Source organism: Allopseudospirillum japonicum (genome assembly GCF_900108915.1).
Lineage (GTDB): Bacteria > Pseudomonadota > Gammaproteobacteria > Pseudomonadales > Halomonadaceae > Pseudospirillum > Pseudospirillum japonicum.
The window spans coordinates 33,883-59,740 of record NZ_FNYH01000001.1 but is presented as its reverse complement, the minus strand read 5'-3'; the positions used below and the strand labels follow the sequence as shown (position 1 = coordinate 59,740).

20 protein-coding genes are annotated in these 25,858 nt (G+C 41.0%); 10 read left to right on the top strand and 10 right to left on the bottom strand.

Annotation, left to right across the window (positions count from 1 at the left end; translation table 11 throughout):
- Window positions 1-30 precede the first annotated feature (30 nt).
- Together BMX05_RS00220 and pyrF are read left to right on the top strand one after the other, a co-directional pair.
- The gene (locus tag BMX05_RS00220; RefSeq protein ID WP_093308332.1) at window positions 31-675 is read left to right on the top strand and encodes an MBL fold metallo-hydrolase; all 645 of its coding nucleotides are present in this window, start codon (window positions 31-33) and stop codon (window positions 673-675) included.
- 43 nt (window positions 676-718) lie between these two features.
- Window positions 719-1,429 carry an orotidine-5'-phosphate decarboxylase gene (gene pyrF, locus BMX05_RS00215; RefSeq protein WP_245710349.1) on the top strand — a complete coding sequence of 237 codons (711 nt, stop codon included), beginning with the start codon at window positions 719-721 and terminating at the stop codon, window positions 1,427-1,429.
- A 63-nt stretch (window positions 1,430-1,492) separates the two neighbouring features.
- On the opposite strand, the gene BMX05_RS00210 is transcribed toward pyrF, so the two are convergent.
- Complete coding sequence (locus BMX05_RS00210; RefSeq protein ID WP_093307663.1) at window positions 1,493-2,440, bottom strand: chemotaxis protein CheV; 948 nt, start codon at window positions 2,438-2,440, stop codon at window positions 1,493-1,495.
- Between the two features lie 336 nt (window positions 2,441-2,776).
- Here BMX05_RS00210 and BMX05_RS00205 point away from each other — a divergent pair, with 336 nt between their 5' ends.
- Genes BMX05_RS00205 through BMX05_RS00195 form a run of 3 tightly spaced genes read left to right on the top strand, consistent with a single transcriptional unit; the run spans window position 2,777 to window position 5,279 of the window.
- The gene (locus BMX05_RS00205; RefSeq protein WP_093307661.1) at window positions 2,777-3,292 is read left to right on the top strand and encodes a hypothetical protein; all 516 of its coding nucleotides are present in this window, start codon (window positions 2,777-2,779) and stop codon (window positions 3,290-3,292) included.
- 29 nt (window positions 3,293-3,321) lie between these two features.
- Window positions 3,322-4,332 carry a CobW family GTP-binding protein gene (locus BMX05_RS00200; RefSeq protein ID WP_093307658.1) on the top strand — a complete coding sequence of 337 codons (1,011 nt, stop codon included), beginning with the start codon at window positions 3,322-3,324 and terminating at the stop codon, window positions 4,330-4,332.
- 5 nt (window positions 4,333-4,337) lie between these two features.
- On the top strand, window positions 4,338-5,279 hold the full coding sequence (locus BMX05_RS00195; protein ID WP_093307656.1) for a ketopantoate reductase family protein: 942 nt from the start codon (window positions 4,338-4,340) through the stop codon (window positions 5,277-5,279).
- Here BMX05_RS00195 and BMX05_RS00190 read toward each other — a convergent pair.
- From BMX05_RS00190 to recC, 4 genes are read right to left on the bottom strand one after another with little or no spacing between them, the layout of a single operon-like run.
- Entirely contained in the window at window positions 5,276-5,776 is a 501-nt protein-coding gene (locus tag BMX05_RS00190; RefSeq protein WP_093307653.1) for a hypothetical protein, read from the bottom strand. The two genes, BMX05_RS00195 and BMX05_RS00190, sit on opposite strands and share 4 nt — an antisense overlap.
- Before the next feature lie 8 nt (window positions 5,777-5,784).
- Window positions 5,785-6,654 carry a pseudouridine synthase gene (locus BMX05_RS00185; RefSeq protein ID WP_093307651.1) on the bottom strand — a complete coding sequence of 290 codons (870 nt, stop codon included), beginning with the start codon at window positions 6,652-6,654 and terminating at the stop codon, window positions 5,785-5,787.
- Window positions 6,655-6,672: 18 nt separating this feature from the next.
- Complete coding sequence (gene recB, locus BMX05_RS00180) at window positions 6,673-10,446, bottom strand: exodeoxyribonuclease V subunit beta (protein WP_093307648.1); 3,774 nt, start codon at window positions 10,444-10,446, stop codon at window positions 6,673-6,675.
- 3 nt (window positions 10,447-10,449) lie between these two features.
- Window positions 10,450-14,175, bottom strand: coding sequence for an exodeoxyribonuclease V subunit gamma (gene recC, locus BMX05_RS00175; RefSeq protein ID WP_093307645.1), 3,726 nt, complete (start codon window positions 14,173-14,175; stop codon window positions 10,450-10,452).
- Window positions 14,176-14,243: 68 nt separating this feature from the next.
- On the opposite strand from recC, the gene BMX05_RS00170 reads away from it, so the two are divergent.
- Window positions 14,244-15,269 (top strand): tyrosine-type recombinase/integrase, encoded by a 1,026-nt coding sequence (locus tag BMX05_RS00170; RefSeq protein WP_177166720.1) that lies wholly within the window; start codon window positions 14,244-14,246, stop codon window positions 15,267-15,269.
- Between the two features lie 17 nt (window positions 15,270-15,286).
- Here the strand turns inward: BMX05_RS00170 and BMX05_RS00165 are convergent, their stop codons facing one another.
- From BMX05_RS00165 to thiB, 3 genes are all read right to left on the bottom strand, one after another.
- A complete protein-coding gene (locus BMX05_RS00165; protein ID WP_093307640.1) occupies window positions 15,287-15,889 on the bottom strand; it encodes an ATP-binding cassette domain-containing protein in 603 nt (200 codons plus the stop codon).
- Complete coding sequence (locus BMX05_RS00160) at window positions 15,867-17,330, bottom strand: ABC transporter permease subunit (protein ID WP_177166719.1); 1,464 nt, start codon at window positions 17,328-17,330, stop codon at window positions 15,867-15,869. Before BMX05_RS00160 ends, BMX05_RS00165 begins: the two co-directional genes overlap by 23 nt.
- Window positions 17,331-17,459: 129 nt before the next feature.
- Complete coding sequence (gene thiB, locus BMX05_RS00155; protein ID WP_218138952.1) at window positions 17,460-18,470, bottom strand: thiamine ABC transporter substrate binding subunit; 1,011 nt, start codon at window positions 18,468-18,470, stop codon at window positions 17,460-17,462.
- A gap of 38 nt (window positions 18,471-18,508) precedes the next feature.
- On the opposite strand from thiB, the gene BMX05_RS00150 reads away from it, so the two are divergent.
- Window positions 18,509-19,309 carry a phosphotransferase gene (locus BMX05_RS00150; RefSeq protein WP_093307636.1) on the top strand — a complete coding sequence of 267 codons (801 nt, stop codon included), beginning with the start codon at window positions 18,509-18,511 and terminating at the stop codon, window positions 19,307-19,309.
- A 6-nt stretch (window positions 19,310-19,315) separates the two neighbouring features.
- On the opposite strand, the gene BMX05_RS00145 is transcribed toward BMX05_RS00150, so the two are convergent.
- Window positions 19,316-21,910 (bottom strand): EAL domain-containing protein, encoded by a 2,595-nt coding sequence (locus BMX05_RS00145; RefSeq protein ID WP_093307633.1) that lies wholly within the window; start codon window positions 21,908-21,910, stop codon window positions 19,316-19,318.
- Between the two features lie 136 nt (window positions 21,911-22,046).
- Between BMX05_RS00145 and BMX05_RS12425 the strand changes: the two genes are divergently transcribed.
- Window positions 22,047-22,214: a hypothetical protein gene (locus tag BMX05_RS12425; protein ID WP_177166718.1), complete on the top strand. Its 168-nt coding sequence runs from the start codon at window positions 22,047-22,049 to the stop codon at window positions 22,212-22,214.
- Here the strand turns inward: BMX05_RS12425 and BMX05_RS00140 are convergent.
- Window positions 22,211-23,458 carry a hypothetical protein gene (locus BMX05_RS00140; RefSeq protein ID WP_143051916.1) on the bottom strand — a complete coding sequence of 416 codons (1,248 nt, stop codon included), beginning with the start codon at window positions 23,456-23,458 and terminating at the stop codon, window positions 22,211-22,213. The two genes, BMX05_RS12425 and BMX05_RS00140, sit on opposite strands and share 4 nt — an antisense overlap.
- A gap of 103 nt (window positions 23,459-23,561) precedes the next feature.
- Between BMX05_RS00140 and BMX05_RS00135 the strand changes: the two genes are divergently transcribed.
- Complete coding sequence (locus BMX05_RS00135) at window positions 23,562-25,145, top strand: EH signature domain-containing protein (RefSeq protein WP_093307628.1); 1,584 nt, start codon at window positions 23,562-23,564, stop codon at window positions 25,143-25,145.
- Window positions 25,146-25,281: 136 nt separating this feature from the next.
- Window positions 25,282-25,842 (top strand): hypothetical protein, encoded by a 561-nt coding sequence (locus tag BMX05_RS00130; protein WP_093307625.1) that lies wholly within the window; start codon window positions 25,282-25,284, stop codon window positions 25,840-25,842.
- The last annotated feature ends 16 nt before the right edge of the window (window positions 25,843-25,858 follow it).

Sequence of the window (25,858 nt, the reverse complement as noted above, 5' to 3'; positions counted from 1 at the left end):
CATAAATGAGGAGATGCTTTCGTGAGCGAAATTCAGTATCGAGTGATTCCTGTGACCCCTTTTGCACAAAATGCGAGTCTGATTTGGTGCACCCAGACGAAAGAAGCTGCGATTATTGACCCAGGTGGTGATATTCAAAAGCTTTTGGCAGCAGTGGCCGAAGAGGGCGTGAATCTCACTAAGCTATTGATTACTCATGCACATATTGATCATGCAGGTGCAGCCGGTGAGTTGGCAGAACAATATGATCTTCCGATTGAAGGCCCACATCAAGAAGATGATTTTTGGATTCAAGGACTACCACAACAAAGCCAAATGTTTGGCTTCCCGCCAGCAAAACATTTTCAGCCAACACGTTGGTTAACTCAAGGTGATCAAGTGCAGCTTGGTCAAGCAACTTTAGATGTTTTACATTGCCCAGGACATACCCCAGGGCATGTTGTCTTTGTGCATCAGGGGAGACAAAGGGCATTTGTGGGTGACGTCTTGTTTGCTGGCTCGATTGGACGCACGGATTTCCCGCGTGGTGATCATCAAACGCTATTAAATTCGATTCGCGAGCAACTTTGGCCGTTAGGTAATCTGACTTTTATCCCAGGGCACGGTCCAGAATCTACCTTTGCACAAGAGCGGGCTACCAATCCTTTTGTTGCAGATGCCGTTTTAGGTCGTTAATTAGCGCATTATTTTCAAAGATTAGATGAGAAAGGACCAGACTTTGTTAGACGCAAATTCCCCAATTATTGTGGCTCTAGACTATGCCAATGCAAAAGATGCGCTTGCTTTAGCTGCCCAGTTAGATCCACGGCAGTGTCGTGTGAAAGTAGGTAAAGAGCTATTTACGCGTGCCGGCCCACAGATTTTAGAGGTGTTACATCAATTGGGATTTGAGATTTTTTTAGATCTCAAATTTCATGATATTCCCAATACCTGTGCGCAAGCTGTATTAGCGGCTGCGGAACAGGGAGTATGGATGGTGAATGTGCATGCAAGCGGTGGCTTGCGTATGATGCAAGCAGCAGCAGAAGCCTTACAAAAGGCTCACCTGAAAACCCATTTAATTGCGGTGACTGTGCTAACGAGTATGCAAGCGGAAGATTTGCAAGCTTTAGGTATTCAAGCAACCTTGGATGAACAAGTACAACGTCTGGCACATTTAACCGCACAAGCGGGTCTTGCTGGGGTTGTATGCTCAGCACAAGAAGCCAGTGTGCTTAAAGCGCAACAAGGGAAGGACTTTTTGTTGGTGACCCCAGGCATACGTCCTGCACATGCAGCCTTAGGTGATCAAAAACGTGTGTTAACCCCAGCGCAAGCCTTGGCTGCAGGAAGTGATTACTTGGTGATTGGTCGTCCTATTACGGCAGCGCCTGATCCCATGCAAGCTCTGGCAGAAATTCAAGCGGAAATCGCTTCTCTAGACCCATAAAAAAAAGGTCACAGTGTAAAAATAAGAACGCCCTCGCTCCTTAAAGTGAGGGCTTTTTGCTATTTAGTGTATAGCCGTATCTTCCTGTTTAATTTCCAAGCGACGTAATACCGCGTTGGCAAGCTCGTTCGCATCAAACTTCGCTAAAAAATCATTCGCGCCGACTTTTTGTACCATATTTTTATTGAAAACACCTGATAAAGAAGTGTGCAATAGCACATAGAAGCTTTTTAAATTCGCATCTTCTTTGACTTTCCGTGTGAGGGTGTAGCCATCCATTTCTGGCATTTCAATATCTGAAATCATCATCAAGTATTCATCTTGAGGGCGGCGGCCTTCGGCAACCATTTGTTGCAAATGTTGGTGAGCTTCAGCACCGTTTTTTAGCAAGGTGGTGGTAAAATTAACAGATTCCAAACATTTTTTGATTTGGTTGCGCGCGACCACAGAATCATCCACCACAAGCACATGGCGAGGGACTTCCATCGTACTTGTCGTTAAACTTTCCCCTAACTCACTGGTGAGCTCTTCATTAGCGGGGGAAATTTCGGCAATGATTTTTTCTACATCAATGATTTCTACAATCTCATTATTATGACGTGAAATCGCTGTTAAGTAATGATCTTTGCCGACGCCCTTGGGTGGTGGGTGGATGGCACTCCACTCAATATTAATAATATGCTCGACTTTATCGACTAAAAAGCCTTGGAGGCGTCGATTATATTCAGTCACAATCACATTATTCCCCTTCACACGTTGTGAAGGACGTGTGCCTATGGCGTTGAGCAAATCAAGAATGGGCAAAGGGCCATCCATGGTATTGGCAACACCAAGTGTGATGGGATGATGGTAAGGCATTTGGGTTAAATGTGGACAGGGCATAATCTTTTTGACCTTAAACACATTAATACCGTATAACTGGCGGTTTTCTAACCGGAAAAGCAAAAGCTCTAATCGGTTTTCACCCGCTAATTGAGTGCGTTGGTTGACGCTATTGAGCAGTTTACTCATGCGAACTCTCCAGTGATTCTATAAAGGGAGTCAGCATCCGGTAACCGCGCGTCCACTGCGGCAGCTGAATGTGTCCGGATGTGGTTAAACCTGTGACACCTAACATCAATCACAAGGCGTTAAATTGACAAATTATACCCTGTTTACCTGTTTTTGTATCCTGAATACATTAAGTGAGCAATGCAAACATAAAGCGACCATAAATGACGTAAGTAATGCGGAATGTTATTCTATGAAATTTGAAAAAAGTATGGATATAGTGTGATGTTTTTACTTGTATTTCAAGTATATAAATTAAATAAAACTAGGTTTTAGGGTAATAAAAGAGAATTTTGTATGGAATTAACTTGGATACTGGTGCTGGCGGCGACTTTGGTCATTAGTCCTATTTTTTGGTTGTTGCCATCAGGTCGCCAAAGAATGCAAATGGAACTAAGGCGACATGCCATGAGTTTAGGCGTGAAGGTCCGTTTAGAGAAATTAAATTTACAAGGACAAGAAATTCCTTTCATTGCCTATCGTTGGATGCGTACTGATGTACGCGAAGCCCGTATGATGCCTGTGTTATGGGTACGTCCACAAGCCTTCGAAGATCTATGTTGGGATGCAGATCAAGAGGGACCACAAAATCAGCAAGATTTTTATTTAATCCGTGGACGTGAACAGGATATCCCTGCAGCTTGGTTCCCACAGATACAAACTTGTTTACAACAATTGCCCGTACAAATTGATGCGGTGGAACTGGGCAGTGCGGCTTTAACACTCTGGTGGCGTGAGCGCGGGGATCTGGCTTTATTAGAAGCCCTAGACCAACAGGTGAGAAAGATAGGTATTGCTTTCGACGATCGTTAGTCAAGCGACTTAATTAAGGAAGCGTATCCATGGCTTATAAGCCTTTAGCACATATCCCCACACACCTTATTAGTGGCATCTTGGGCGTGGGTAAAAGTAGCGCACTGCTTGCTTTAATACAGCAACAACCACCTGAGGAAGTCTGGGCGGTGTTAATTAATGAGTTTGCACCTGCGGGTATGGATGCCCTTTTGTTGCAAGATCAAGTGCCCCAAGATGCCAAAGTAACCTTTGCAGAAGTGGCCGGTGGCTGTGCTTGTTGCTTGGCAAACTTACCTTTTAAAGTTGCCCTGAACCGCTTACTGCGGCAAACACGACCAGATCGTGTGTTGATTGAAGCCACAGGCTTAAGCCATACACGAGAGCTTAAACACCTGCTCACTGGGCCAGAGTATGCACAAGTCCTTGATCTTCAAAGTGTAATGACCTTGGTTGATGCGCGTCAGTTGACTCAATATGCACAGCATCCATTATGGATTGGGCAAGTACAAGCAGCCGATTGCTTAGTGGCTAATAAAACCGATGTATACCAAGCAGAAGATTACCAAAACTTACAAGCTTGGCAAATGCGTGCAGGTTTAGCCGATAAGCCATGTTATCTGGTAAGCCAAGGCCGTGTGCATCTCCAATGGCTGATGCAACCGGCAGTGCAGGAGGCAAACAAGGCACCTACACCTTTATTTTCTCCTATCATTTCAGCTTCATCATCTTCTGCGTATCAAGCAGCCTCGATAACAAGCACGGTGAGGCTGACGCTTTCAAGGGAGCAGCTGGCTGCGAGTTGGCAAACTTGGTATCAGCAACAGCAAAAAACATGGGGAACGCACATTCGTGTAAAAGCACGTTTGTCTAATATGCAGGCTTGTTATCATCTGCAGGCTGTCGGTGCAGAATATCAACTGGATGTGTTGCCGTTAGAAAAATCAAGTCCCCTATCGTCTATGCAGCGGATTGAGGTGATTGCGGTAGCGGCAAAAGAGGATATACAAAACGCCCTGACACTGTGGGCGCAGGAGTTAGGTATTTTGGATGAGGCGTGATTAGAATGAGTAAGTATTTAATTGTTGGGGCAGGGGCTTTGGGTTGTTTATATGCAGCTGAACTTGCACGTGCACAGCAGCAAGTGTACCTCTTGGTACGTGATACGCAAGCCAATATACAAACTCGTGAATTGGCCTATACCCGTATCGATGGCACCCAAGAATCGATACAGGTGCAAGCCTTAGATACGCCTGCTTGGCGGCAACAAGCCCCCACTTGGGCCGCAACATTTTGCGGGATTATCCTTGCTACTAAAGCGCAGGATGCGTTGGCAAGTGTGCAAGCATTAGCGCCACAATTACCGCCCCAAGTGCCTGTGCTTTTACTGCAAAATGGTATGGGGAGCCAGCAGGCCGTTGCCCAATATTTAGGGGGGCAACATCTTGTTTTGGCCGCAAGTGTGACTGAAGGCGCTTATCTAAAAGCACCTTTCAGCCCAGTTCATGCAGGACGTGGTGTATTGCGTTTAGGAGCTTTTGATCCAGAGCAAACTAAAGCCCAAGATGCTGCGCAAGCTTGGGTACGTACTTGGCCTACTGCCCATTTAAAATGCATTTATGCGCAAGATATTCATCCTTGGCTATGGCAAAAATTGGCCATTAATGCTGTGATTAATCCATTAACCCTCATTTATAACTGCCCCAATGGTGAACTGATGCAGCATCTGCCTCAGGTACGTCTTTTAGTTGAAGAGCTGCAAACTTTATTGCAAAGCTTAGCCATCCAGCTTCCTTGTACCGATCTGCAAACTTGTGTACAAGAGGTGATCCAAGCCACTGCGGGCAATATTTCTTCTATGTTGCAAGATCAGCGGGCGGGGCGTCCGACTGAATTAGCTTATATCAGTGCTTATGTACTCGCTTGTGCTAAACAAGTCGGCTTGACGCTACCGGCACACGTGCGCTTGTACCAGCAAGCACAGGCTTGTTTAGCGATTAAGGATTAAGCATCCCAAGTTTGTCTGTGCAAATGAGCATGTAGGTGCAACCAAGCTTGGACTTGGGCTTCTGCATATCTAAGGTCGAGTTGTTGTAGCTCAGCAAGATGTTGCAGTTCATCCAACAATTCGGCTTCTGTGTATTCTGGATATAATTGACTAGCCTCTTCTAAATGCCAAGGGCATTCGACTTGGCAACTCATATAAATCTGATGTAAACCGTGGGCTTGCATACTCAGTTCCGTACCCACCCAAAGTTGATCTGTATGCACATCGTAATCGAGTTCACGGATGACTTCGGCGCAAGGTACCCCATGAATCAGTAACTGGTCGCGACTGTAACCTAGATCTTGTGCCACGCTGGATGGCCAAGCTTGCCAAAGATCATCGGGCGCAATCAAGGTACTTTTAATCTGGCCATCGGTTAAAGACCAAGCAATACCGATAGGGTAGGTATCCTCATCTTGGGTGAGCATATCAAGCGCAATAAAATGTGGATATTCCATACAAAGCCTTACTTAAGAGATGGGAAAATAGCCAAGTGTGGGGCAAGTTCCGCTAATTGAAAGTGGTAATTTTGTTTTTGCCAAGGCAGCTTAAGGGCGATTGCCTGTAATTGTAAACCTTGTGGATGTGGGGCGGATCCATATCTAGGATCGCCGAGGACAGGATGGCCATAATGTGCAAGATGGCGGCGGATTTGGTGTTTGCGGCCGGTTTCGATCCGCACAGATAACCAAGTATTGCCTTCTGGGGTCGTTTGCAGGCCTTGTAGATGGGTGATCGCGGTTTTGCCATCTAAAGGGTGTTCTAAAGTGATAGGGGTTTGCAGCGCACAAAGACCCTGTACCTGTACATGATAAGTTTTAGCGAGTTGCCGTGTTTGTAACAAGCGATTAATCTGGGCGGCAGCTTGGGTTTGATGCGCCAGCAAAATTAAACCACTGGCTTCACGGTCAAGGCGTTGCGTGAGCCAAAGTGAATGGCCAAGTTGTAACTCTGCCTGACGTAATAAGGTACAGTGATCACCATAGAGGCTCGCTTGTGATAACAAACCCGCTGGTTTAAACCAGAGACTATACGCCTTGTGGCGATATAAACATTCTGGTTGTGGTGGCGTTAATGCAAGAATTTGTGCATCGTAAGCCAGTTTGAGTTGATCACCCGTATTTAACAAACGACTCGCACGCCGCAGTGGCTTCCATGTAGATTTGCCCGCTTTGGGCTGTAAATAGACACAAGCTCCCTTGGCAAGAGCATCTTTGAGTTTGACCTTGCTAATCTGCGTTTGCTGGTGGAGATAATCGACCGCCTTCATGCCTGCGTGTGTGGATTGGACTTGTCCTTGCCAATGCAGTTGTTGAATTTGTGGAGTGGAAGACATAGCAGATGATGCTCTCAGTTAGGCACGGAAATAAGCATCCAAACGTTCGATAAGATCGCGTGGCGGTTTGTCATAAATCAGGCCTTGATGCGGCGCATCAAGCGCACGAATAAACCAGTAATAAACACCACCAAAGTGCAGATCATAATCATAATGAGGATGGCGAGATTTTAACAGCCGATGCAAAGCAAGGGTATAAAAAAGGTATTGCAAATCATACCTGTGTTGCATTAATGCCTGAATGAGCGCCTCATGGGTGTACGCGCTGGCGTCTTGCCCCAACCAATTGGATTTGTAATCAATAATAAAATATTTACCCTGATGCTCGAAAACTAAATCAATGTACCCTTTGAACATACCTTGCAAAAAAACAGGTTGCACTCTGGGGCGTGGATGTCCTGGCCAAAGCGCTTGCGTAGCCCAAGCATCGATTTCTTGTATCCGCACTTGGTGGCAGGTTAACCAAAACTCCATCTCAGTTTGCCAATGTTGAATATGGGTTAAAGGGATATCCTGCAAATCCTGTAAACTCTGTTGGTGTTTTGGTGCAGGTAAGTAAGTTCGTGCAAATTGATAAAGATAAGCATCTAAGACAGGGACCCAAGCCTCTAGCCCCTTAGACTGGCAACGCCATTGCACTAGCTGGCGGCGCACTGGGCTTTGGCTAGCCATCTGTGCCCAGCCCTCCTTGGTTGCCGCTTCCAAAACTTCATGTAAAAAAGTGCCTTGACGTGGGCCGCGCGGAAACCAGTGTATATAGTGAATGAGCTGTGGGTTGATAGGTGTTTCTATCTCAGTATCGAGCTGAAAATCTTCGTCAGCAAATGCTAATCCATCTTGGGTCAACAACGGCAGGTTCGGATGTCGCAAGGCTTGTAAGGCTTCTTCATCTAAGGGATAGGCGGCTATTTCTGTTACCTCATCCGGTAAAGTATCTTTGTCTTTTACAGGGACCAAAGCACTATAACTAGCGATCCACCAAGGGGTACGCGCTTGATGATTGATTAACGGGGCCGGCTTAAGCTGCATATTGGGGTTTTCTGGCTGATATTTTCCTTCGAGAGGCACTTGCTCAGGTACCTGATAATGCGCAAACAAGTGGGGGTTTTGTGTGGTCAGCTGGTGCAAAGACTGGGTTAAATCAGCCTCTGTCATCGCTTTGTGAGGCGTTCCTGCAAGTAAATAACCAAAAGCGGTTTGGTGCAAAATACTAGATATTGAATTTTTTTTCTCGGCAATATTGGCCACCCCTAAAAAAAGACCATAAATAGCACGTGTCATCCCCACATAAAGTAAGCGAATTTGCTCTTGTAAATGTTCTTCAAAAGCGGCTTGTTTAGCTATTTCATTAGTTTTAGTGTTAAAATCACCAACCAGCTGGCCTTGCGTATTATGATAAAAATAAACTTCCTGATTTTTATCCTTGATTTTATGGCAAGCAAAAGGAATAAATACAAAAGGATACTCGAGACCCTTAGATTTATACAAGGTGACAATCTGCACTAAATTAGCATCGCTTTCTAAACGTAATAAATGTTCGCTATTGGCACGTGCTTGTTGTGCTTGATGAATTTGCATGTCTAAATATTGTAATAATCCCCAAGGGGTTTCAATTTCTAGAGAAGCTTCTTGTAAAAGTTCAGCAAGATGTAAAAAATTTGTTAGTGCACGTTCGCCTTGTTGTACTTTATGGAGATAACGTTCAGCGAGACGGTAATCTTGATATAAGGCCTGCAAGGTAGGCAAAATACCTTCTTTTAACCAAATTTTATGATAGCGGCGAAAAGCATATAAATGTTGTTCCCAAGCTAAATCATCAGTTTGTAATGCCTGTAGTGCATGCCAGTTAGATAATAGGCTGACTAAAGCAACTTTAATATAAGCTTCCTGATAAGGTTCGTGGATGGCTCTTAACCAGTACCTTAATTGATGCGCTTCTTGCGTATTATAAATTGATTGGCGCTCAGAAACATAGAGTGCCTTAATATGATACTGATACAGAGCTTGGCGGATTTTTTGCGCCTCTTTATAATCATGCACTAAAATAGCAATATCTTTAGCTTGAATCCTTTTTTTATCGCCATTTTGACTATTTTGTAAATAAGTTTTGCCATCCTGACTTTGGCTAAGTAACTGATAAATTTGATATGCGCAATACTCTGCAAGTACCTCTTGATAATGCTTGAGACTACAAGTAGCGCCTTGGCTGGGTAAATGCCAAAAATGGATGGGTGCTGGAGGTGCTTGGTCAAGGTATTGCCATTGGTACAAGGTATCGGCCGCTTGAACTGGATGAAAGTCTAGCCCTTGGCCTAGCTGCGAAGAGGCGATCTTAAAAGCACCTTGTGGATACTTCTGTGCTCGCGTAAAAATTTGGTTGATCCCTTCAACTAGGTTTTTAGCCGAACGAAAGTTAGTTCCCAGAGTATAAGCGTAATCAGCGACTGCATGACGTGCATTTAAATAAGTATAAATATCTGCATTGCGGAACGCATAAATTGCTTGTTTCGGGTCACCAATCAAAATACAGGTGGTGTTAGGGCGTTCGAAATAAATGGATTTAAAAATCTGATACTGTAATGCATCTGTATCTTGAAATTCATCAATTAGGGCAGCGGGATATTGCTGCGCTAGCTGATAAGCGAGCCCTTGGTTTTCCGGTTGTTGGATGAGGGAGGCCAGTTCTTGGATTAAATCTTGAAACGTTTTAACATTTAAATGCTTTTTAATTTTTACAAATTCTTGTTCAATCCCGTAAGCAGCGTGAAGTTGAAATAAGGCGTCCAACTGGGGATTTGCTTCTAAGACAGCCACGAGCCGATCCATGGCATCAAAAAAGGGATGTTGAGGTACTTTTTTATCTTTCTTTACTTGGATGCCAGAAGCGCTAAATTTTTTAAGAATTTTTAGGTGGGTGTCCTGACCTTTAAATAAATTTTTTTGCGCTAAAATACTTTGTAAATCTAAAAAGGGTTTTGGCCATTTTTGATAAAATTTTAGATTGAGATCAGGGAGTTTTTCTGTCAGTAACTGCTGAATTTCAGTATGTTGCTGTGAAAACAAGCGACATACAGAGGTCAATTCAGTTTCTAAGTTGTGCAGCCAGCAATTTTGTTGATTCACGATATCTTCAAAGTCAACTACTTGTGGCATAGCCTTGCCTTGGTAATGGATATGCACAAGATGACGCGAAATTAATGGTTTAGCTTGTTTTAATAATTTTTCTGGATCAGTAAATACTTGACTGATCCAGGCGGCTAACTCTGGGTTGAGGGGGTAATAATAACGCCGCCAATAATCACGACTGGCTTCTAGATATAAAATATCTTCTTCTTCAGTGATATTGAAGGCCTCTAATTGGCCACTGGTCAGTGCATATTCTTGTAATACCTGCTGGCACCAAGCATGAATGGTGGTGATGCGTGCTTGGTCCATCCAATCAGCGGCTAAAGATAGCGTTTGCGCGCATTGAGCATGTTGCTCGGTGGGGAAACTGGTTTTTAATGCCGATAAGAAAGCATCTGCAGGCGCTGTTGCTGTTTGAAAATAGGCAGCCGCTTCTAATAAACGCCGCCGAATACGCTCACGGACTTCTTGAGTTGCCGCACGGGTAAAAGTGACTACTAAAATTTCTGGGGGCAGCAAAGGTTGGTGACCGTCTTGTGCTTGTCCATGTGCCAAAATCAGGCGCACATATAAGGCGGCCAGCGTCCAAGTTTTACCCGTCCCTGCACTGGCTTCAATAAAACGTACCCCTTGTAGGGGAAGGCTCATAGGATCAAGCGTTTGCATGTTTTAGGCATCCTTATTGCAATGCAAAAGTTGGGTCAGAGGGAGAGACTTTTTTAAGTGTGCAAACAAAGGTTGATAAAGCTTTTGTGTCCAGTAGACAAATCCCTCATCCGCGGTTTGCAAGTCCTCAAAGTGTGGAAAAATTTCACTTAAAGCGCTTCCTGGAGCGCATTCAGGCCGTGACCAAATTTGGGTTTCAGCATGATATACCTGACGGGCTTGCGCAAGCGCCTCGTTTGTATCACCTTGCTTGTGATAGTAGGTATGCAACCAAGTCATACTGCTTCTGGGAGCCAAGGGCAAGGGGGTGTGTTGGCTATATTGCCAAGCACTGCAAATGTCATGGAGTAAGGCTTGTGCTTGTTGTGGAGGCATGGCTGGCCAACAAAGGGTTTGATCTAAAGCGAGTACAAGGTAATGGAAGCTTGGTTGGGGCTGTTGTACACAAAGTGCCAAATATTCGAGCCAAAAACTAGCAAGACTGTTGATTTTAAAGATCTTATCTTTATTAGTGGCGAGAGTATGTGGATAAAGGTGAATACGTGCCATTTTACCTTGGTGATCTTGATGTAAAGCATCCACCCAATCAAGAAGCTCAGGATAGGCTTGTGGCGCATCTTCTAAGCTAATTTCGGCTAAATCCGCTGCTTGATAGGTATGTGCGGCCATGCTGACTTGCACGGGGTGCTGATCTTGCTGGAACCAGAGGCGCCGAACCTCTTGATAGTTTTCTACTAACTGGGTGATTTGATAACCAAAAGCTTCACGTAAAGGCTGCGCAAAATGTAAACAAGGTAAGCGTCCTTGGCCTTGGAGTTGATCAAGGGCTTGTTGCAAACTGTGCTGGATCTGGTGTTGCTGGATAGGTGCATGTTCAGGTTCAGATAAGGTGTGCGGCTGATTTGTGTCAATCAGAGTGCTAAGTACCTGTTTTAATAAAAAGTCGCGTATCTGATAGTTCTGTAAAGGATCTAAGGTAAAAGGCTCTAGATCTTCATAAATTAACTCTTGGTAATAAAAAGGCGCGCCTAAGTGATGTCGACAAAAATAATCAACAGGGTGTGCAAAAAATCGGCTCAAGGTTTCTAGATCGAGTTTGGTCTCTGTGGATTCACCAGCAAGGCATCCAGCATGAGTGTGTGGAAGGGGCAGCCCTTGGGTGTGCATCTCACCTGTGTACAAAGCACGCCAGTGCGGATTATAGCTAAATAAGCTATGTTGATCACAAGTATGAGCTGCTTGTAGAAAGTATTGTGGGCTGAACGCTTGTAACGGATGTTCATAAGTGAGGTAATCGAGTAGGCTTTTGTTGTGTTTTGCTAACTCTGGCGGTAATTGCCAACCTTGTTGAATATAATCTCTTAATTGTCCCACCAAAACGGAAGGCATCCGCTCGCTGTTATCTTGAGCATCTCGCCCTAACCAGCTGATATGTAAATGACGACGCGCAGATAACAGGGCTTCTAAAAAAAGATATCTATCATCATCGCGGCGTGCTCTATCACCTGCTTGTGGATACAAGGCCATTAAATCAAAAGCTTGTACTGTGCGTTGCCTTGGATAATCCGCTTCGTTCATACCTAAAAGGCAGACCACTTGGAAAGGGATGGCACGCATGGGCATCAGGGTACAAAAGTTAATCGCACCCCCTAAAAAACGTTGTGCGACACCATCGGTTTGCAGGCTTTGTAACCAGACATGTGCCACTAGCTTAATTGGCAGAGGTTGAGAAAACTCAGCCCGTTGGCAAGTTTCTAACCAAGCATCTAGGGTTTGATGCAAATGTTCTAGTAAAAGAGCCTCGCTACTTTCTTGTGCAAGAAAGAAATCCTCTAACACCTGATGTAAAAAGCTGACCCAAGCTTGGGGTTCGCGTGCTTCTTGTACATGTTGTACATAGCTTAATAAGCGTCGAAACCAAGCATCGAGTAAACCAAGTACAGGGGCATCTAAGCCGCCAATATCTGCATAAGGGTACAAGCCTTGCCAAGGTTGGCTTTGGTCTCCTAAGGCATAACCTAGCCATAAACGTTCCAATGCAAAGGCCCAAGTATTTTGGTTGAATTCGGTTTGTAGACCTAAAGCCTTCCTGTGATGGGCATTGAGCCCCCAGCGTGCACCTGCTTGTTCTAGCCAAGTGCGAATTAAAGGAAGGTCTTTTTCTTGCAAACCGAAGCGGGCACGTATGGCAGGGACTTCTAGTAATTGGAAAAGCTGGCTAAATGTGCACTTATGCTCTTGCAAATTAAGAAGGCTTTCGAGCGCTAAAATAAGATTTTGGTGCTGGGCATGTTGGCGGTCAGCCAAAGCATAAGGTAAATATCTTGGATCTTGAGGATCAACTTGGCCGAAAACAGCCTGAATCGCGGCCACATAAGTGTCCACTTGCGGCATCATGACAATCACATCCTTGGGTTGTAAATCTGGATGTTGTTGAAATAAGGCCAAGAGTTGGTCTTGTAAAATTTCGACTTCTCTATGTTTGGTGTGGGCGCTATGAAAACGAATGGAATGGTCCGTCGCTGCTTGCCAATTTCTAGGTTGTGCTTGAATCTCTTGTAAGCTACGTAGTTCGAGAATGTCTTCTTGAATCACAGCGAGCATAGAATCAGCAGGTGGATAATCAAATAAGTCAATACGCTGGAATAAATGCGCGTAGGCTTCTTTGTGGTCGGCTTCTTCTAATAAGTGGATATAATCACGTCCTTGACGCCCCCAAGCGGCAAGCAGAGGGTGCGCGTGTTGGTGCAGGTCCGCTAAGTTGTGAAAAGAGAACTTACTCGGATGCCGAGGTGCTTTTGATAAAGGTGGTAAGCTTGGTGCTAACGCGACATGATGATGTTCTGCTTGCCGACGCGCTTGTTTATTGAGCTGCCAAACCAAATTTTGGTCACTGATTAAATCACCCCAATAAAAACGACAAGGATTATGTACACAAATAATCACTTGCAGATGTTTGGCCAAGGCTTGCAGAATTTGCACACTCTGCACTGGTAGGGAGGAGATCCCAAAGACCAAAACGCGTCTTGGTAATTTGTTAAGGGGCAGATGGCCTTTAGCTGCTGTTTGTAAAAAAGCTTGATGTAAATGAGCACGATTATTGGTACGTGCATACTTGGGCAAGCTGGCTTGGACTTCTTGCCACAAATAGGCTTGCCACTGGTGTTCTTCTGGCAAGGGGAAGGCTTGCGCCCGCATAGGGTGTTGTAAAATAAAGCGATTTTGTTGCCAATCTTGCAACCAATGGGCACGATATACCTGATATTGATCAAAAAGATCTGCTAAAGATTGCGCAAGTGCATAGCGTGCATTGGCATCTTGGTGGTTGAGCGCTTGTTGTGCTTCGAGTTCAGCAAAGCGAGGGTCTTGACTGAGTTGAGGGAGAAGCTGGAACAAGCGCCAAGTTAAAGGTGCTTTATCCATCGGTGAATGTTTAGGCACTTGACGGTCACCAAGGTAAGCACGATAAACCTGCCAAAAAAAGCGTGCGGGAAGCTGAATATCAACTGCAGCTGCAATCCCGCAAGCTTCATCTTGTGCTAATGCAAGTTTGAGCCACTGTGCAATCCCATTACTTTGAACTAGAAAAACCTCATTTTCTAAAGGTGCGAGCGGGTGTTGACTGATCCACTCAAGTACAAGGTCTCTAAGGGCTTCCATTCGATGGCTATGAAGTACCATAAAACCGGGAGTCAGTGGGGCTGTATTATGACAGGCTTGTGCATACATAAGCAGAAGTTACTCTTGTCCTTAAGGTATGATGATATTTATTACCTATTATTGAGAGAATGCAATTCATGATTTCCCGTAGGCAAAGTGCCAATCTAACGCAACAAGTACCCACTAAGCTAACATCTTTAGTGCAAGCGCCTAAGATGTATGCGCATACCGAGCACTCTTATGTTCCTGTGGTAGAAACTTATTTGCTGAGTTTAAGATCTTTAGCAAGTCGCCATACGATGGCCTCTATTTTAGCTTGGGTAGCGCGTGCTTTAGGCGTTAATCAAGGTCAAAAACCTGCATATGCTTATTTTGATTGGCGTACTCTGGATCGCGAGCATGTGCAGGCATTAGTTGCTTTAAAACGTCAGCAAGGCGCCTCACCCAGCACAATCAATACCTTGCTTGCAGGGATTCGAGGGGTGGCCAAAGAATTACATTTGCGAGGCGAGATAGATAGCCAGCATTGGAGCCGTATTCAAGCGGTGAAACGTGAAACTGGGCAACGTATCAGACCACCTGCTCCCCTAAATCATCAACAAATTCAGCATATTTTAGCAGATTGTCAGCAAGAAATTAGTAGCCGAGGGATTCGTGATGCAGCTATTTTTGCCGTGTTACTTGGGATGGGACTAAGGCGCAATGAACTTGTGCGCTTAACACGCCAAACTTGGGCACAACAGCAACATCAGCGTGCGTATGCGCTGGTTTATGGTAAGGGTGACAAAGAGCGTTGGTTGCCGATTCCTCAAGATGTGCTGTCTTGCGTACAAAGATGGATTGATCAGTGTCGTGGTGATCAGCCAGGCCCATTATTTTGTGCGATTCGTAAAGATGATCACTTATTGAGGGAACATGGGCTAACTGGAGCCGGTGTGCATTATATTTTACGTCAGCGGTTGGCGGCGCATGGGCTTGAGACCAGTGTACATCCGCATGGGCTGCGTAAGTTATATGCAACCCAATTAAGACGTCAAGGTGTTCCTTTAACGAGTATTCAAAAACTCTTGGGACATGCGTCAGTAACAACAACTCAAATGTACGTCTTTGAAGACGAGGAAAAGTTATTACAGGCAGTTGATACGGTAAACTTACCCTTATAGCTGATTCTCCTTATTATTTAGGTAATATAAATAGGTTGTGCATCGAGTTGTTCAATATCTTGTGGATCATGACTGACTAATAGCAAGGTTTTTTTGTGTGTATGGGCATAGGTAGCAACCCATTGACGTGCATTAGTACGTGTTTGTGGATCAAGTTCACTAAAAGGTTCATCAAGTAATACTAGGGGTTCGGGGCGCATTAAAGTACGCACTAAAGCAACACGTTGTTGTTGGCCACCAGATAATTGGCGTGGATAGGCGGTGAGCCAACGAGCATCACCTCCTAAATGTATCAAAGATGCAAGAATTTGTGTTGGGGGCAGCTTATGTCCAAGCTGAAGATTCTCTGCAATCGTTAAGTGCTCAAATAAATTATTCTGTTGAAACAATAAGCTTACAGGGCGTTTTTCTACTGGTAGTCTATGTAAGGCTTGTTGATGCCAGTAGATTTCTCCTTGAGATGCAGGAAGAAACCCCGCAATAAGATGCAAGAGTGTCGTTTTACCAATACCACTAATGCCTTGTAAAATAGCAATACTGCCCGTATTTATTGAAAAATGATAACTTAATAAGTTCGCCGATTTTTTATACTGAAACTTAAGTTGATTGATTCTTAGCATAGATGCTTACCTCATATTTAGCCTGTAGGTAATGCTCGAGTAAAAATACAAATAAAATACAGATAAACAAGAGAACCCAAGAAGTAATTGCTGCATCTGCTAATTTATAAGTGCTTGCATAGCGATAAATAAGCCAAGGGAGTGTTGGCGAATCACTTTGACCAAAAATTGCAAAAACAGAAACATCACCTAGTGCAAATAAGAAAGTCACTAAAGTACCAATAAACCAATAAGGTGATAGCCATTGAGTGGCGATAGTGAATTTCTTGAAAAAACTGAGTTTAAGCTGTCTTTGTAAATGATTGTAGTGTTGGTGGTATACAATATAGGGTGACCTTACTTGATTGACTAAATATGGTAGGGTTAATAAAGTGTTGATCAGTATAATCCACAGGCTCGGTGTAGTGAACCAGGAAACTTGCTTGCCTAAAAGATAAGCATAAACACCTACAGCAATTACCATTGCAGGAGTAAGGAGCCCAATGCAGGCTAAAAAATAACTAGTGTTTTGCCAAGTGCTAGTAAAAGTAGGTAGAAATAAAGAGGTCATTAAAAACGCTAGCAAGGCTGTGATTCCGGCTAATGTGATTGTATAAACCAGCGGTTCTAAAAGTGACAACCAAGCATAGTTAACTAAATCCGATAGCTCTATTTGCATCAATAAAGCTATTAGCGGAAGCAAAATGATTAAACATAAACCGATATAAAAAATATGTGAGCTAAAAAAAGTAAATCTAGAGACAGGAAAAATCGAAGGTGCCTGATGCTCGCCGGAAGATAACCAAACAAGCTTCCCTAGCTTTAAACTGATTAAAAAAGCAAGCGAAGCGATGCCAAACTGCAGCCAAGATAAGATAAGGGCCTCACCTAAGTTGAAATCATATTTAAGTGCTTGAAAAATAGCCACTTCTAAAGTGCTGCTTTTAGGTCCGCCACCTAAGGTCAACACGACAGCAAAGCTATTAAAACAAAGCAAAAAAATAAGTCCTAATAAGCCAAAAAAGCTGGCACGCATACGTGGCCATTCCAATAAACAAAATAATTGCCATCGGCTAAATTTTAATTGGCGAGCAAGTTGCCAGCTTGTATGATCAATGGCTTGAAAATTAATTGAAAAGATACGTAACGCAAAAGGAAAATTTAGCCAAAGGTGTGCAATTAAAATTCCGGATAAACCATACAATTGCCAATCGGCAGGGAGCCAAGGTTGTAAAATGCCTTGTGCACCAAATAAACTTAATATACCGCTAATAAGTATAAAGCTTGGCAAAATAAAGCTCAATAAGCAAAGGCTTAGAAAAATCTTCCTAAATTTTTTACATTGACCATAGAATAAAATTCTTGCACTTAAATAACCTAAAACAACTGAAGCTAGGCTACTTAAAATGGCTTGTTGGATGGAAAAAGATAAAATATTTATAATATAAGTATCTTGCAGCAAATGCCAGCTGATATCATGGTTAAAATGACTCAAGCCTAAAAATGCCATAAGTAAAATAATGCCTATCGGCAGATAGGCAAACCAAGAAAAATAGCGAGCTAGCATAAAAAACTGTATTCCATGGTAAAATTATTCGCTTGTCATACTACGCCATTGACGAATCCATTGACGCTTGTTATTCTCTACTGTATTTAATTCTGGAAGAAGCGCTTTGGGCATCACGAGTTGGTAAAAAGGCTCTGGTAAATCGATAGTATCCGCAATAACAGGGAACATCCAATTGCTGGTTGCTAGATGTACTTGTATTTGAGGGCGAAGAAGAAATTTTAAAAACATTTGTGCGAGAGTGAAATTCTGAGACTTATTGGTGATTGCAGCAACCTCTATTTGCATAGGATGGCCTTCATCAAAGATAGCTGCTTTATAATTAGATTTTTTTTCTTGTAAAATATGATATAAGGGAGAACTAGTGTAGCTTAATACATAATCAGCCTCACCTTTGAGGAACATAGAATAAGCTTCCCACCACCCAGGTGTAACTGTTACTGTGCGTTGCGCTAATTTTTTCCAAGCAGTACTGACATTTTGATGAAAGACTTGATTCATCCAAATCAAAAGGCCTTGGCCTGGCGTACTTGTCCGTGGATCTTGATAAATAATTTTCGAGTCACTCTCAAGTAATGCCTTCAATGAATGGGGAACTTGAGTCACTTTGGGATTATTCTCATCATAAATAAATGCAAAGTAACCATAATCATAAGGTAAAAAATAAGTATTTTGCCATTGAAGTGTAAGTTTTAACTGATTTTTAAGCTCAAGTTGGTGCTCTCGAATTAAGCCTGTAGCTAAAGCTGCTTGCATTAACCATTGGTCAAGGCCCAGAATGACATCTGCTTGTGTACTACCCGCTTCCATACGTAAGCGGTTGAGTAGAGAAACCCCATCAGAAGCTGTGGAAAACTTCACATCACAATGACAATAGGCTTCAAATTCAGCTTCAAGCTTAGGGCCAGGGCCCCATTCAGACATAAAAGAATCATAAGTATAAACATGTAGTTCTTTTTTTGCTAAAGTCTCGTTAGCACCAACCTGTTGGCTCCAACTCAATAAGGTAATTATTGCGATAAAAAAGGCGTACACAGATTAGGTTCCTCATAAATTAAAAAAGTTATGTTAGCATGTTCAATAATATAAATTTTAGTCAGCAGATTTGTACACAAGTTTACGAAAACTGTCAAAAATATATGCCGCAAATTGAGAAGATACCTGCTAATGCTTGGCAGCCGATGAGAAAAGGAAGCACTAACCAGTTATGGTGCTACCAAGACAAAGTGTTACGTATTAATGCAGATGATAAGTATTTGCTTGGTGTTAATCGCCAACTGGAAAGAGAGTATCTCAATCAATTAAAAAAATTCAAATGGGCACCAAGAATACTTGCTTATGCACCTAAAAGCACCTGTCTACCTGCAGGCGCTTATTTAATGCCTTTATATCAAAAGGCTCGGCAAAATAAAATAAAAACGAGTTTTTTTATTGCCTTGTTAAAAGCCTTGGCGTGTGTAAAGCCAATAGAACCTCAAGAAAAAAACTATTATCAATTATTCGCGGAATACAAAAAATATCTTCCAAGCTATGATTGGCATGAAGTTGATTACTTGATTAATGAATATCACAAACTACCAAAAGTCAATGCTGCAGTAACACACCATGATTTACATCAAGGTAATATTATGTATGATAGCGAGAAGAATTCGCTCATACTACTAGATTTTGAATATTTTAGCTATGCCAATCCTTGGTTTGATTGGGTTGCTGTACATTCTAAATTTAACATAAAAAAAGATGCTATTTTTTTTGCACTTAGATCGGATATCAGGCTTACGCAGAGAGAATTTAATCAAGGCTTAGCGCAAGCTACACTTGTACTAAGCCAATTAGAAAAAGTATGGTACAAAATTTATATGGAAAAAAGATGAATTTGACTAAGATGACTTGAATAAATAATCTTGCGCTGCTTTTTGCGCTGCTGCTAAAGAAGTTTGCGGGCGGCTTATATAGTAACCCTGACCTAAATTAACATGGCACTGATTTGCTTTATCACGGACCTGCGCACTTTCTATAAATTCTCCCACAGTTAAAGCACCTATGCTTTTTGCTAGAGCAACAATAGTGTTTACAAAAGCTTCATCTAAAGGATCTTGAACCATATTAGCAATAAATTCACCTTCAATTTTTACAAAATCTATAGGAAAACGCTTGAGATATTGAAAAGAAGAAAAACCAGAGCCAAAATCATCAATAGCCATTTGGAAGCCAAGTTCCTTCAAATTAGACATGAGTTTTTCCATCATATCTAAACTTTTAACTGTATCTCTTTCTGTAATCTCAAAAACAATTTGCTCAGCAGGAACTTTATATCTTTGTGTAAGCTCTTGTACATAGCGTAGAAAATCACCGCCCATAATTGCTTTTGGTGAGAGATTGATAAAAATAAGTCCTTGGAATTTTTCATTATGTGCAGCACTAAAAGCCTTATCCATAATAATGTAATCCAACATATGGATTTTTCCGATATTTTCAGCAATTTCGATAAACTCTTTTGCTGATAACAGTTGATCATCAGGGAGCTGAATTCTAGATAAAACCTCAACTGCTACGAGTGTACCTGTATTTAAATCAACAATAGGCTGATAAACAGGAACTAAAGTTCTCTGTTCAATAGCCTTGGTGACTAACATGGTTTTATCATTGATATCCTTGAATAAATCTAATAAATCCTCATCTGTCGGTATGCAGACTTGATTTTTTCCACAAGCTTTGGCTTTGTACATAAGGTTATCCACAAACATAAAAAGATCGCGTGAGCTTTGCGCATGTTCTGGATAGCTTCCTACACCAATCGAAGCATTAATCTTAATGATTTCATTGGTTTCATTAATTTTGAAATTAATTGAATGAATGACATCCTGCAAATTATGAGCAAGTGTGCTTGCATCGGCTAGTTCGGTTTCTGGCAATACAAGGACAAACTCATCTCCTCCATAGCGGGCAGCTAAATCACCTGGCCTAATATTGGATTGTACTTTACTTGAAAAGAGTTTGAGGACTTCATCTCCTACAGAGTGTCCAAAACTATCGTTAATGGTTTTAAAGTTATCAAGATCAATGAGAATTAAACTTGTTGGATATTGATGACGTTGTGCACGATCTAGATCGTAGTTAAGTAGCTCCCAAAAAATCCTTTGGTTATAAAGGTCAGTTAAAGGATCACGTGTAGCATAATACTCTAAATCTTTAGTATATTTATAGATGGCTTTTATCGAGCCAACAACGTTAAGTAAGGTTGATAAAGTACTTTCTAACACGAGTACTTTAGTTTGATCCTTAACGATATCTGCATGTACTCCAATACCAACAATACCGCCTATCTTTGGTGTATCCATCAGTAAAGATTTGCATTGCAATTCTAACTGGTCTCTTTCTAAAATAACTTTGAGAGGTTGGCGATCAGCAATGTTATGATGGATCTCTATGTTTATAACTTGAAATAAGGAGTCTTCTTTAAGTTTAGCTTTGATTACTTCTTCCATGGCAAGACGTGTTTTCTTGTCAGGGATATTAAGCCAGAAAACATCTAAAGAAAATTGTTCGTCATCAATTTTAAATAATGTAAACATGGTATACACATTAATTACTTGATTGATATCTCGCATCAAGGTATTAACATACTCTCGCCAGTCCCTAACAACGTCTGAAGTTATGACAAATTTTTCTAGCAGTTTAATCTCAAATTCTAATAGATTCTTATCAACAGCAATGGAGTTAAGTTTTTTCCCCAGTGACTGAACTTGGGTAAATATTTGAGTTAACTCGCTAAAGCCTAAAGATTTTTTTGTATGATTTTGATATAGATCTTGAATGTCATCCAGCTTTTCAATACTTTGAATTCCTTTTGTAAGTACGTTAATAGATGCATTGACTTTTTTCAGGATTTGCCGGATTGCAAATAAAGCAAGGATAATAGGTAAAGGAGAAATGATAATTAACCACTCAACTAAGTAACCATAAGCAGACTTTAGTTGATTTTGATTGTTCATTTTAACCTCAACTAACCCTAAAATGTCATTTAGGGTGGCATTGGTATGACACTGCAAGCAAGCTTCAGAAGCAATTAAAGGATAAGTATAACGACTAACGAAATCCTCATTAGTAAACTGTGGTATCTTTTGATTGAATGTATTCAGATGTTGTGCATCAAATGCAGGTTGGTTTAATGTACCAAAAAGCTCAGAAACAAGGTGGCCACGAAAAATATTAATATTTAGGGTTTCACCTGAAGAATCTTTTTCGATACCATGAATGAAGTCCTCAAGTTGTTGGCGTGTCCAGCCTTGACTCATGACTTGATACATAGCATTAAAAGTACTTTTAGCAATAATATCTGAGTTGATTTTTGCAGAATGTAGCACTGACGTTTGATAAGCGCGTTCTGCTGCCCACAGGATAGCAATGAAGCCTAAAAATGAGAAAAATAATGTTCTACTTAGTAGGAAAGATTTTAAGCTCTGGTTCAGCATGGCTTGTACCAAAATAAGATTTTAAGATATAATTATATAAAATATCATCATATCTTTTTAGATTGATTTCAGCAAGAAAAAGTTGTTTATTTTTGAATAAAATTTGCGATAAGTCAGGAGATAAAGAATGCGAACCATGTTCAAAATACTGATTACTTTAGTGTTAACATTTCACTTAAGCTCATGCGCGCTAGTGAGCTTAACTGCTACAGTAGCAGAAGCTGCAGTAGATATTGTGACATTACCTATAGATGCTGCAAAATGGGCGCTGAGTGATGATGAAGACGAAGAAGAAAAGGATTAATTAAAAATAAAAGGATAAAAAATTATCGCAAGGCTATTTATCAGAAAAAGTAAAATAATAAAAGGTAAATTTTTTCGTGGTAATGCAAGGATAGGAATCTGATATCTGGCTTGGAATACTAAATGAGCTCCTGAAAAGGGAGAGCTTAGTATTCCTAATACCCAACCCATTAAAAATGTATTTGCTAATAAATTCGCATCAAGAGGCAGCTCCAGTAGAAGAGAGCCAAAAATGGCGATACTTGTAACTGGGTGGATGCCTACAGCACCAAATATGAGAATGGCAGCCAAGATTAAAATGTAAGTAACTTCTTGTGGTCCTGAAAATAAAATAAAGCTAAACTCTAGAGATTTCAAATAAACTGAAACTCCCGCTGCGAAGGCGCCTGAACATAAAAATAAAGCAATTTCGCCTCTGCTATTGGTTAAATTTTGGCTCAAATGTTCACGATAACTCTTTTGAGCTGCAGCACTACTTTTTAATAAAGCTAAAAAAATGAAGGGTAAAACTAGTGAGGATAAAGAAATAATAGTTAAAATAGAGAGGTCTGGCAGAATGTAGGACAGAGTGAGTACTAAAACAGCAAGCGTCGTCGGAATGTACAATAAAGTAATCTGTAATGGATACCCTTCTGTATTTTGGTTAAGAGGATCTCTGACAATAAAAAAACTAGTAATTAAAAGCCCTAGGAAAGCAATTGGCAAGCCGAATATTATTACCGATAGCATATCTGCATGTGGTGCATATGTAAGTGCTACACCCATTGATGCAAATAAAGGTGACCAGTATGCAGCTAAGGTAAAACCTCGTGTTAAGGTAGCAGCTTGCAAAATATTTATTTTTCCATCTCGGTTTTTTAGATAGTCTCCCATGATAATTAAGGATGAAAAGTTAATCATGGCACCAATAAAGTGTATACCAAATAATGTGGAAATGAGCTTACTTTTAGGTCTTTTTGTTTGGTTTGCTTGGAAAATATTGGAGCTAAGCTTTAAGAAGCTGACACATATTAGCATACAAATGATCGCTTGGTTTTTTGTGATCTGTATAAGATCGATACTTTTTTCAGTGTAAAAGAAAAGCAAAATACCAATTGCAAGCATTGCAAGTGATTGATTTTTTTGAAGTGAAGTGAGTCGAGGTATGGAAAATAGAAAGCTAATCCAAAGAGCTAAATTACTAACAATATCTAAAAAATAGTAATAGTTAGCCCCTTGATGTTTCGTAAGCAATGTTGCCTTCACTAGAAAAGTCATTAGGAAAACTAAGATTCCAAATCTAGTGATTTTTTCAAAATAAATTAAGTAAACGTCTTTTGATAACATAAAATAATGAGATTAAGGTGTGATGATTAATAAATTTGATTTTCCCAATGCCACAATAGATCACTGGCCTGATACTTGGGAAGAAAACTGGCATATTCTACAGTATTCTCTAATGAAAACCCAAAAAAAAATGGGTAAGTCAGACTTGTTCTTTCAACGTGCTAACTTAATTAAAATAATCTTACAAAAGGGGGAGTTTTCACGTTTGCAGCCTTTGTTAAGAGATAGATTAACAGTGAGGGTTATGACCGAGCTCTGGTTGCATGATGATGCCTTTCGTAAGCTTACACTAAAAGTAAGAATATTGAAGCTTGTTTTTATGCGCCACGCCAAATTAACAAGAATTAGTTTGCTCAATTTAAGTGAGTTTTATTTTAAATTTTATAAAGATCAAAAATATTTAGCAGAAGCTAAAGAAATTAACTTTATGGTGCAAGAATTCTTGGTTGAGCAGTATCAAAAAATAAACCTAAATACACAAGATAAAGCAATAAAGTTCATTTGCGAACATCAAGAGTTATTTTTTTCAAAAGATGCAGTGGAAAATTTTGCTAATTTTTTAGTCAAGCATAAGATTAGTTTATCAGAAATTTGTCAAGTGCATGATTTGGAATGGGTAATACAAGGAAATTTTGGTGCTTTAATTCTAGCTAGATATTATCTGGAAAAATTTTTAGAAGTACCTGCGCATCAAGCACATCCAATACTAAATGAGTTATCCAAAAAGGAATGCTACCAGCTAGTATTAGATGAGAAAACGCATACCTTAGTGGGGCATGAAATTATAAAAAACATTTTGGATAGAGCAGATCCAACAATTTGGGGAGATGACCCTTGGTTAAGCACCTTACTTACTATTGCGGGTGATCCTAGAGCGAATGAAGAAGATAAGCATAGACGCACTTGGTGGAACCCTCTAGGAAATTATTACCTTAATAAAGCATATGCTTGGTTATGCTATGAAGACTTACAGATTTTTATTAAAGTTTTGGCTACTTATAGTGAACAACAGGGAGCAGATTTAGCACGCTTGTTTCCCGCAAGGAGCCAGTTTTTAATTGGGATTTTTGCAAGTGGCAAAGTAAGAAATACACGATTATTTTTAGGGAGGAAGCTTCAGGTTCAGTTAGAAAAAATGCTAGGTCACAAGCTAGAAATTGCTTTCACACCTTTAACTGAAGAGATGCAAGATCAAGCCGTCATTTATTTGAAATGTAATGAGTTTTGTTTAATTGAAGGTTCACATTCATTTAGAGTTTGGTTGTACTTGGATGAGCCTTATCCAGAATTGCTTGAGCGTCCATTAGAACAAGAGGTGAGTTATCAAGAATTAACACAAAGTATGCCCCATAATTATGAAGAAATATATAAGCGTCAACTACCTTATAAAGCTTTAACGCATCATCCTCATTTAGTTTGGCAAGCTAAAATTATCAGCTTTTTAGCAGAAAATGGTATTGAATTGCAGCCAGAGCTTTTATTTTGTGAACAAGATTATCAAGCATATTTGCAAAAATTCGTGGTGCCTAAAGTAGCAACTAAGAAACCAAGTTACCGTGCAAAGCGGCAAGTGAGTCCTGTACGTACCTTGCGTCCACGACGTTGAAAATCTTAACAGAAGAAGGATTTTAGGTGTATTCTTGACGAAATTAAGCATTTCATACGAAAGATTTTGTGATAAATTTTGTCGAGATAAGTCACAACATGTGACCTAAGCTGAGTTCAAGGGAGATAAGACCACTATGATGCAGCGTGATACCTTGGTAGCAATAGGTGGCAAGTATTGGAGAGACAACCAAGAGAGCTTGTATTTCGAAGGATTACATCAGCTTGAAAAACTAAATTTTCAAGTCGTGTATGACAGTGCAGGCAGTGTAAATGAGGCGATTTTAAATGGTGAGGTAATTCCAAAGCAGGAAGCACGGCGTTTGCTCAGCGAGCTCAGTCGCGCTTATATTTGGTATCATTTCGAAAATGATGAGTTTACTTATGAGGGACTGGATGAGGCAATTGCTCAGCAGATTATTAAGCGTCTAAGACAACAAGCAGCAGCAATGGAAGATGTGCTGAAAAAATTCAATTTTTGGCTGGAAAAAAGATTACAAATATTAACAGAAGGATCTAAAAAGAAAGGCGCTTCGCCAAAAGAGCTGGCAGATATTGAACGAATGCAAAACCGAATGCTGGCATTAGCGAAAGAAAAAAATGTGAAATGGTTAATGGAGTTTAGTAAAGAAAATCCTAAAGTAAGGCGTGAAAAAATGATGCAAGCCTTATATCAAGAAGCAAAACGCACACTCTGATGATGTAATGGAAAAT

Coding starts and splice junctions, on each gene's coding strand:
- BMX05_RS00210 (WP_093307663.1), bottom strand. CDS start 2,440: ATGAGTAAACTGCTCAATAGCGTCAACCAACGCACTCAATTAGCGGGT.
- BMX05_RS00205 (WP_093307661.1), top strand. CDS start 2,777: ATGGAATTAACTTGGATACTGGTGCTGGCGGCGACTTTGGTCATTAGT.
- BMX05_RS00200 (WP_093307658.1), top strand. CDS start 3,322: ATGGCTTATAAGCCTTTAGCACATATCCCCACACACCTTATTAGTGGC.
- BMX05_RS00195 (WP_093307656.1), top strand. CDS start 4,338: ATGAGTAAGTATTTAATTGTTGGGGCAGGGGCTTTGGGTTGTTTATAT.
- BMX05_RS00190 (WP_093307653.1), bottom strand. CDS start 5,776: ATGGAATATCCACATTTTATTGCGCTTGATATGCTCACCCAAGATGAG.
- BMX05_RS00185 (WP_093307651.1), bottom strand. CDS start 6,654: ATGTCTTCCACTCCACAAATTCAACAACTGCATTGGCAAGGACAAGTC.
- recB (WP_093307648.1), bottom strand. CDS start 10,446: ATGCAAACGCTTGATCCTATGAGCCTTCCCCTACAAGGGGTACGTTTT.
- recC (WP_093307645.1), bottom strand. CDS start 14,175: ATGTATGCACAAGCCTGTCATAATACAGCCCCACTGACTCCCGGTTTT.
- BMX05_RS00170 (WP_177166720.1), top strand. CDS start 14,244: ATGATTTCCCGTAGGCAAAGTGCCAATCTAACGCAACAAGTACCCACT.
- BMX05_RS00165 (WP_093307640.1), bottom strand. CDS start 15,889: ATGCTAAGAATCAATCAACTTAAGTTTCAGTATAAAAAATCGGCGAAC.
- BMX05_RS00150 (WP_093307636.1), top strand. CDS start 18,509: ATGTTCAATAATATAAATTTTAGTCAGCAGATTTGTACACAAGTTTAC.
- BMX05_RS00145 (WP_093307633.1), bottom strand. CDS start 21,910: ATGCTGAACCAGAGCTTAAAATCTTTCCTACTAAGTAGAACATTATTT.
- BMX05_RS12425 (WP_177166718.1), top strand. CDS start 22,047: ATGTTCAAAATACTGATTACTTTAGTGTTAACATTTCACTTAAGCTCA.
- BMX05_RS00135 (WP_093307628.1), top strand. CDS start 23,562: ATGATTAATAAATTTGATTTTCCCAATGCCACAATAGATCACTGGCCT.
- BMX05_RS00130 (WP_093307625.1), top strand. CDS start 25,282: ATGATGCAGCGTGATACCTTGGTAGCAATAGGTGGCAAGTATTGGAGA.